Origin of the sequence: Brevundimonas sp. UBA5936, from assembly GCA_002430835.1 — a bacterium.
Lineage (GTDB): Bacteria > Pseudomonadota > Alphaproteobacteria > Caulobacterales > Caulobacteraceae > Brevundimonas.
In genome coordinates, this window is sequence record DJDA01000114.1 from 1 (window position 1) to 7972 (window position 7972).

Sequence of the window (7972 nt, forward strand, 5' to 3'; positions counted from 1 at the left end):
CCCCCCCCCCCCTTCCTCCCCCTCTCTCCCCCCCCCTCCTTTCTCCCTCTCCTTCCTCTCCTCTTCCTCTCCCCCCCCCTCCTCTTCTCCCTCTTTCCCCTCTTCCCCCCCCCCCTCGCCTCCCTCCTCCCCTTCCCCCCCTTCTCCTTCCCCCCCCCCTTCCCCCCCCTCTTCCCCTTCCTCTTCCCCCTGCTTCGACAGCAGTTCGCTCTCCCTCAACCCGCGATGCCCAGACGCCGCCCCCCTTTCACCCCCACCGGGCTGGACGGGGTGGCGCGCACCGGTTGCCTGGCCTTTTCCGAGCCGCCCGCCCGCCTCAGCGCCAACCGGGCCGAGTTCATGTTCAGCCTGCCGCGCGGGCGCAGCCTGGACCTGTTCGTCGAATGCGGCCTGGACGCCTGCGAGCAGCCGGACGAGGCGCGCTGGCGCTGGCACGCCATTCTGGCGCGGCTGGCCATGCGGCGGCGGCTGCGGCGCGGCGCCATCGTCGAGGGCGGGCGCAACCAGGGCTTCAACGACTGGCTGCGGCAGTCGCGGGCCGACATCGCCCTGCTCGTCACCGACCTGCCGACCGGCCCCTATCCCTATGCGGGGACGCCGTGGTTCTCGACCCCGTTCGGGCGCGATGGGATCATCACCGCCTGGCAGATGCTGTGGATCGACCCCGGCCTGGCCAAGGGGGTGCTGACCTATCTGGCCTCGCGTCAGGCGACAGAGACCAACGCCTTCATGGATTCCGCCCCCGGCAAGATCATGCACGAGACGCGCGGCGGCGAGATGAGCGTGCTGGGCGAGGTGCCGTTCGGCCTCTACTACGGCGGGGTCGACACCACCTGCCTGTTCATCGCCCTGGCCGGCGCCTACGCCAAGCGCACCAACGACTATGGAACCATCCGCGCGCTTTGGCCCCATCTGATCGCGGCGGCGGGCTGGATGAGCGACTATGGCGACAGCAACGGCGACGGCCTGATCGACTACGCCCGCGCGGCCGACACCGGCCTGTCGAACCAGGGCTGGAAGGACTCCGAAGACTCCATCTTCCACGCCGACGGCCGCTTTCCCAAGGGGCCGATCGCCCTGCTGGAGGTCCAGGGCTACGCCTTCGCCGCCTGGAAGGCGCTGGCCGAGATGGGCGCGGTGCTGGGCGACGGCCGCGCCCTCGAATGGGCCGCGCGGGCCGAGGCGCTGCGCGCCCTGGTCGAGGACCGCTACTGGATGGAGGACGAGGGCTTCTACGCCATCGCCCTGGACGGCGACGGGGAACAGTGCCGGGCCGTCGCCTCCAACGCCGGGCATCTGCTGTTCATGGGCCTGCCCTCGCATGAGCGGGCGCGACGGGTGACGCGGCGGATGCTGACGGCGGAATTCCGTTCCGGCTGGGGTCTGCGGACCCTGGCCAAGGGCCAGGCCCGTTTCAATCCGATGAGCTATCACAACGGTTCGGTCTGGCCGCACGACACGGCCCTGGCGGCGGCGGGCATGGCCCGTTACGGCGAGCGGCGTGCGGTCGCCATGCTGCTGGGCGAGATCTACGGCTCGGCCGCGCATTTCCAGATGCGCCTGCCCGAACTGTTCTGCGGCTTCGTGCGCGAGACCGGCGAGCCGCCGATCGCCTATCCGGTCGCCTGCCTGCCCCAGGCCTGGGCGGCGGGGTCGGTCTTCCTGATGATGCAGTCGGTGCTGGGCCTGAGCATCGACGCCGCCGAGGGGCTGGTCGAGGTCAACAATCCCGCCCTGCCCGCCGGGCTGGACCGGCTGTCGATTACGCGGCTGAAGGTCGGCGACGGGGTGATCGACCTGCACTTCCAGCGCCTGAACGGCCATGTCGTGGTCATGCCGCGCGAGCGCAGCGGCGCGGTGAATCTGAGGGCGACGGGGTAGGTTCTGGGGAGTAACGCCTGCTTCGTCCTTCTCCCCTTGTGGGAGAAGGTGGCTCGCGCAGCGAGACGGATGAGGGGTGTGTCCGCACCGGCGTCCGTTTGTACATCCGGCCGAAGTCACAAAGCCCAAGCCTAGCGCTACCCCCTCATCCGAGCGCCTTGCGGCGCCCACCTTCTCCCACAAGGGGAGAAGGGCTTGGATGGGGCGGCGCCTTTGGTTCTCCGATACTCAATAGGTTCCCAGGCCGCGCTCCAGCGCCTTGCGGAAAACGGTCGGCAGAGCCTTCGCCGCCTCGTCCGCTGTGGCCCACAGGAAGTCGCCCTGCCCTTCAGCCACATGCACCTCCAGCGTCAGGCTGAAGTGGGTGAAGACATGCTCGACCGATCCGGCCGCCCGCCAGTCGCCTTTCACCGGCGGATCAAACTCCGGCGCCGCGCTCCAATCCGAGGTCGGCAGGCCCGCCATGCCGCCCAGCAGCCCCTTGTCCGGCCGCCGCACCAGGGCGACACGCCCCGCGTCATCGGTCAGCACATAGGCGTGGCCGCGCCGATGCGGCCGCTCGGCCTTCTTCGTCTTCAACGGATAGCGTTCGGGCGCCCCCGTCTTCAGCGCCTCGCAGCCGAAGGTCAGCGGGCACTGATCGCACAGCGGCGACCGGGGCCGACAGACGCCCGAGCCGAGGTCCATCAAGGCCTGCGCCCAGTCGCCAGGTCGGTGGTCGTCGACGAACAGGGCGGCCAGGCGGCGCAGCTCGGGCCGCGCGGCGGGCAGCGGCGTTTCGACCGCGAACAGGCGGCTCATCACCCGCTCGACGTTGCCGTCGACGACGTTGGCGGGTCGGTCGAAAGCGATGGCGGCCACGGCGGCGGCGGTGTAGGCGCCCACCCCCGGCAAGGCCAGTAGATCGGCCTCGGTTTGAGGGAAGGCTCCGCCGTAATCGGCGGCCACAGCGCGGGCGCAGGCCAGCAGATTGCGTGCGCGGGCGTAGTAGCCCAGCCCCGCCCAGGCGGCCATCAGCTCGGCGTCCTCGACGGCGGCCAGGTCGCCCACCGTCGGCCAGCGCGTGGTGAACCGCTCGAAATAGGGGGCGGCGTGCGGCACCGTCGTCTGCTGCAACATCACCTCGGACAGCCAGACGCGATAGGGGTCGGTCTTTGCCTTCGCCCCCGGCGGAGCGCGCCACGGCAGGCTGCGCGCATGGGCGTCATACCAATCGAGCAGGGCGGCGCGGAGAGAGGGGACGTCGGGCATGGGTCAGGCTATATAGGACGAATGCGTCGTCCCCTGCCCACCGAAAGCGAAGCGCGCGAAATCCTGGCCCGCCGCCGGACGCGCCCGCCGTTGCGCCCGCCGCCTCCGGCTGGGCGGTCGCTAGCGCCGCTGATCAAGAAGCTGGACGCCCAGTTCGGGCGCGGCGCCTCGGCGCTGGAGCCGCGCTGGGTCGAGATCGTGGGGGAGCGGCTGGCCCGCGTCACCCGCCCGCAGAAGCTGACCAAAGGGCGCGGCAATGCGGGCGGCGTGCTGGAGCTGCGCGTCGCCGGACCCGCCGCCCTGCTGGTCCAGCACCAGTCGGCCGACATCATTCAGCGCGTGAACCTGTTCCTGGGCGCAGGCTCGGTCGAGAAGCTGCGTATCGCCCAAGGGCCGGTGAAACCCCTGCCCGCTTCGGGCGCCAAGCCCCGCCCGCGCGGCGGCGCCGTCCTGCCGCCCCTGCCTGCCGCAACGGAAGCGGCGCTGAACGCCTCGGTCGAAGCGGCGCCCGACAGCTTGAAAGCGGCCTTGGGCAAGCTGGGCCGCGCCGTGCTGTCGCAGCCTCCGCGCGACGAGGAGCGTTGACAAACCTTCGCCATCGGCGTTCTCGACATTCAGACGATTTCGCCAGCGCGCACGAATCGCGCGACGTTTCTGAATCTCATTTCTGACAAGGACCAGCCGATGGCCCCGATCTTCAAATACGCCGCCATGAGCCGCCGCGCGGCCCTGTCCGCAGCCGCCCTGGCCTCGATGGCCGTGCTGGCGGGTTGCTCGGGCGGCGGCGCCGGCGGCGCGGTCGAAGGGGACATGGCCAAGGGCGCCCCCGAAGGCGCCAAGGTCACGGTCGTGGAATACGCTTCGGTCACCTGCGGCCACTGCGCCGTGTGGAATGAAGAAGTCTGGCCCGAGTTCAAGACGAAGTACGTCGACAACAACAAGGTCCGCTTCGTCTTCCGCGAATTCCCGACCCCGCCCCAGGACATCGCCGTCGCCGGCTTCCTGATCGCCCGCTGCGCCGGTCCGGACAAGTATTTCGACGTCGTCAGCGACATCATGGCCAGCCAGAAGGAATGGCAGGCGGGCGTCGCGCCGCGCACCACCCTGTTCCGCGCCGGTCAGGCGGCGGGCCTCAGCGAGCAGCAGATCAACGACTGCATCCGCGACAAGGCCGCCATCGAGGCCATGGAGAAGCGCATCCAGGCAGGCATCAGCGCCGGCGTGACCGGCACGCCCTACTTCACCGTCAACGGCGTGAAGGTGGCGGACACCTCGCTGTCGGGCCTGTCCGAAGTCATCGACGCCGAGCTGACGAAGTAAGTCGTCCAAACGGGAGGAGGGGGCGGACATGATGAAACGTGCAGCGGTCGTCGGCATGGCGGCCATGGCTTTGATCTTGTCCGCCTGCAACCAGAGCGGCGGAAGCGGAGCGGCGGCGACGCAGGGCGATATGGCCATGGGCGCGGCCGAGGGGGCCAACGTCACGGTGGTCGAGTACGCTTCGACCACCTGCGCCGGGTGCGCCGCCTGGAATGAGACAGTCTGGCCTGACTTCAAGGCCAAATATGTCGACAATAACAAGGTTCGTTTCGTTTTCCGGGAGTTCCCCACTCCGCCCCAAGATGTCGCCGTGGCGGGGTTCCTGATCGCCCGCTGCGCCGGAGACGATAAGTATTTCGAGGTCGTCGACCACCTGATGCGGGCACAGACTGAAATGCGCAACGGCGTCCCGCCGCGCGAGATCCTGCTACGCACCGCCCAGGCCGCTGGCCTCAGCGAAGCCCAGTTCCAAGAGTGCACCACCGACAAGGCCGCCGTCGCCGCCCTGGAACAGCGTATCAAGCAGGCGTCGGCGGCAGGCGTGGCCGGTACCCCGACTTTCATGGTCAACGGCCAAATCGTGACCGACAACTCCCTGTCCGGTCTGTCGGCCAGCATCGATCCCCTGCTATAGAATCCGCATGACTGTTCGCCTCCTGCACCTTCTGTCAATCGTGGCCCTAGCCAGCCTGAACGCCGCTCCAGTCCTGGCGCTCGATCCGGCCGTGACGCGCGCCTCCACGACGGCGGCCGTGCCCGCCGTCACGGCGGCGGACCGCGTGCTGGGCCGGGCCGATGCGCCGGTGACGGTGATCGAATACGCCTCATTCACCTGCAGCCACTGCGCCCATTGGACCAATGACATCCTGCCGCAGTTCAAGGCCCTCTACATCGACACGGGCAAGGTGCGCCTGGTGTTCCGCGACATGCCGACGCCTCCGGCCCAGATCGCGGCGACGGCGGCGGGCATCGCGCGCTGCGCCGCCCCGAACCGCTTCTTCGACGTGGCGCACAGCCTGATGAGCGGTCAGGCCGCCGCCTTTGAAAAAGGCGACGCCCGCGACTGGTTCGCCGCCGCCATCGCCGCCAGCGGCCGCAGTCAGGAGCAGATCGAGACCTGCATGAAGAACCCCGCGACCAGCCAGGCCCTGCAGGCCGAGGTCGACGGCGCCGTGGCGGCAGGGGTGACGGGCACGCCGTCCTTCTTCGTCAACGGCAGGCGGGTCAGCGACCATTCGCTGGAAGCCCTGTCGGCGGCCATCGACCCGCTGATCCGGGCGCGCTGATCGAGACGCGATGCAGTTCCAGCGCCTCCGGCTCGTCGGCTTCAAATCCTTCGTCGACCCGGCCGAGGTGCAGATCGAGGCCGGTCTGACCGGCATTGTCGGGCCGAACGGCTGCGGCAAGTCAAACGTGCTGGAAAGCCTGCGCTGGGTCATGGGCGCCAACTCGGCCAAGGCCATGCGCGGCCAGGGCATGGAGGACGTGATCTTCGCGGGCGCTGCGGGCCGTCCGCCGCGCAACCACGCCGAAGTCCAACTGACCATCGACAACGCCCAGAAGCGCGCGCCCCAACCCTTTACCGACAGCCCCATGCTGGAAGTCTCGCGCCGGATCGAGCGCGGACGCGGCTCGACCTATCGCATCAACGGCAAGGAGGTGCGGGCGCGCGACGTTCAGCTGCTGTTCGCCGACGCCTCGACCGGCGCCAACAGCCCGGCCCTGGTGCGGCAGGGCCAGATCAGCGAACTGATCGCCGCCAAGCCGCAGAACCGCCGCCGCATCCTCGAAGAAGCCGGGGGCGTGGCGGGCCTGCACACCCGGCGCCATGAGGCGGAGCTGCGGCTGCGGGCGGCGGAGAGCAACCTCGACCGGCTGGACGACATCGGCAAGGAACTGGAGTCGACGCTGAACCGGCTGAAGCGCGAGGCGCGTCAGGCGGAGAAGTACAAGAAAATCTCGGCCGAGATCCGCGCGTTGCAGGCGGCCTTGCTCTACGTCCGCTGGACGGATGCGAAAACAGCGGCCGAGACGGCGGCGACCGAACTGCGCGAGGCTGACCGGCTGGTGGCCGAGACGACCACGGCGGCGGCGGCGGCCCAGACGGCGGCCCTGAACGCTCAGGAGGGCCTGAAGCCTGCGCGTGAAGAAGACGCGGTCGCCACCGCCCTGCTGAACCGGGCCATCATCGAGCGCGACCGGCTGGACATGGCCGAACAGGCCGCCCGCGCCGAGGTCGACCGCCTGAAGGCCGAGGTCGCCCGCATCGAGGCCGACCGCGCGCGCGAGGACGGCATGGCCGCCGACGCCGGGCGCGAGCTGGAGCGACTGGACCGCGAGCTAGAGAAGCTGAAGGCCGAGATCGCCGCCGCCCCTGAGCGCGGCCCCGAACTGGAACGCGCCCTGCTGGAGGCCGAGGACGCGCGCAAGGCCGCCGACGCCGAGGTCGAACGGCTGGCCGGGACGCTGGCCGCCGTCGAGGCCCGCGCCAACGCCGAAAGCGCCAGAAAGCGCGACGCCGAGGCCCGGCTGGCGCGCGTCAAAGGCCAGCACGAACAGGCCCGCCGCGAACGTGAGGCCCTCGGCCCGCTGGAAACGCCCGAGATCGAGACGGCCAAGGCGGCGCTGGAAACCGCTCAGACCGAACTGACCACCGCGCGTGAAGCCGTCGAGGCCGCCGAGACCAAACGCAGCGACATCGCCCGCACCGAGCAGGAGGCGCGCACCGCCGCCCGCGCCGCCGAGGACCGGCTGGGCCGTCTGCAGACCGAGGCGCGCGGGTTGGCCCAACTGCTGGTCACGGGCAAGCGCGAGCACCCTCCGGCGCTGGACAGGGTGTCGGCGGCCAAGGGATATGAGGCCGCGCTGGCGGCGGCGCTGGGCGATGATCTGGACGCGGCGCTGGACGCCCGAGCTCCGGCGCATTGGGCGGGCGCCGAGGCATCGCCGCCGGACTGGCCTCAAGGCGTCGAGCCTCTGTCCGCCCATGTGACGGCGCCGGATCAGTTGGCGGCGCGTCTGGCCTTTTGCGGCGTGGCCCCGCGTGAACGGATCGCCGAACTGGCCCGCGCCCTGCCGCGTGGCGCGCGCCTGACCACGGTGGAGGGCGACCTCTATCGCTGGGACGGCTTTGTCAGCCGCGCCGAGGCGCCGCGTCCTGCCGCCGTGCGGTTGGCCCAGCGCACACGCCTGTCGGAACTGGAAGCCGACATCGACACAGGCAAGCCCGCGCTGGAAACGGCGCAAGGCGCGCTGAAGGCGGCGGGCGAAGCTTTCCGCGCCGCCGAGGAAGAGGTGAAGGCCGCGCGCATGCGCCCCTTCACGCTGGACAAGCAGGTCGTATCCGCCCGCGACCGGCTGGAATCCCTGATGCGCGATCAGGCCCGCAAGGAGGCCCGCGCCCAGTCGCTGGACGAAAGCGTCGCCCGGCTGGACGGCGAGGTGCAGGAGGCCGAGGCCGCCTTCGCCGAGGCCAGTTCGGTGGAGTCGTCCTCCGACGTCGTCGTCGGCCTGCGGCAGG

At 70.3% G+C, this 7972-nt stretch carries 7 protein-coding genes; 6 read left to right on the forward strand and 1 reads right to left on the reverse strand.

Annotated features, from left to right (window positions below; translation table 11 throughout):
* Positions 1 to 225: 225 nt before the first annotated feature.
* Complete coding sequence (locus tag B2Y21_RS11375) at positions 226 to 1881, forward strand: amylo-alpha-1,6-glucosidase (RefSeq protein WP_292059851.1); 1656 nt, start codon at positions 226 to 228, stop codon at positions 1879 to 1881.
* A 228-nt stretch (positions 1882 to 2109) separates the two neighbouring features.
* On the opposite strand, the gene mutY is transcribed toward B2Y21_RS11375, so the two are convergent.
* Positions 2110 to 3132, reverse strand: a complete 1023-nt coding sequence (mutY, locus tag B2Y21_RS11380) for an A/G-specific adenine glycosylase (RefSeq protein ID WP_292059853.1) — start codon at positions 3130 to 3132, stop codon at positions 2110 to 2112.
* A gap of 21 nt (positions 3133 to 3153) precedes the next feature.
* On the opposite strand from mutY, the gene B2Y21_RS11385 reads away from it, so the two are divergent.
* From B2Y21_RS11385 to B2Y21_RS11405, 5 genes are all read left to right on the forward strand, one after another.
* Positions 3154 to 3717 carry a DUF721 domain-containing protein gene (locus B2Y21_RS11385; RefSeq protein WP_292059855.1) on the forward strand — a complete coding sequence of 188 codons (564 nt, stop codon included), beginning with the start codon at positions 3154 to 3156 and terminating at the stop codon, positions 3715 to 3717.
* 99 nt (positions 3718 to 3816) lie between these two features.
* Positions 3817 to 4452: a thioredoxin domain-containing protein gene (locus B2Y21_RS11390; RefSeq protein ID WP_292059857.1), complete on the forward strand. Its 636-nt coding sequence runs from the start codon at positions 3817 to 3819 to the stop codon at positions 4450 to 4452.
* A 28-nt stretch (positions 4453 to 4480) separates the two neighbouring features.
* Positions 4481 to 5086, forward strand: a complete 606-nt coding sequence (locus B2Y21_RS11395) for a thioredoxin domain-containing protein (RefSeq protein ID WP_292059859.1) — start codon at positions 4481 to 4483, stop codon at positions 5084 to 5086.
* A gap of 7 nt (positions 5087 to 5093) precedes the next feature.
* Positions 5094 to 5738 carry a DsbA family protein gene (locus B2Y21_RS11400; RefSeq protein ID WP_292059861.1) on the forward strand — a complete coding sequence of 215 codons (645 nt, stop codon included), beginning with the start codon at positions 5094 to 5096 and terminating at the stop codon, positions 5736 to 5738.
* 10 nt (positions 5739 to 5748) lie between these two features.
* The coding region (locus tag B2Y21_RS11405) for an AAA family ATPase (RefSeq protein ID WP_292059863.1) at positions 5749 to 7972 on the forward strand (2224 nt) is incomplete at its 3' end.

Excerpts from the sequence above, each read along its gene's own strand:
- B2Y21_RS11375 (WP_292059851.1), top strand. The coding sequence starts at position 226 with ATGCCCAGACGCCGCCCCCCTTTCACCCCCACCGGGCTGGACGGGGTG.
- mutY (WP_292059853.1), bottom strand. The coding sequence starts at position 3,132 with ATGCCCGACGTCCCCTCTCTCCGCGCCGCCCTGCTCGATTGGTATGAC.
- B2Y21_RS11385 (WP_292059855.1), top strand. The coding sequence starts at position 3,154 with ATGCGTCGTCCCCTGCCCACCGAAAGCGAAGCGCGCGAAATCCTGGCC.
- B2Y21_RS11390 (WP_292059857.1), top strand. The coding sequence starts at position 3,817 with ATGGCCCCGATCTTCAAATACGCCGCCATGAGCCGCCGCGCGGCCCTG.
- B2Y21_RS11395 (WP_292059859.1), top strand. The coding sequence starts at position 4,481 with ATGATGAAACGTGCAGCGGTCGTCGGCATGGCGGCCATGGCTTTGATC.
- B2Y21_RS11400 (WP_292059861.1), top strand. The coding sequence starts at position 5,094 with ATGACTGTTCGCCTCCTGCACCTTCTGTCAATCGTGGCCCTAGCCAGC.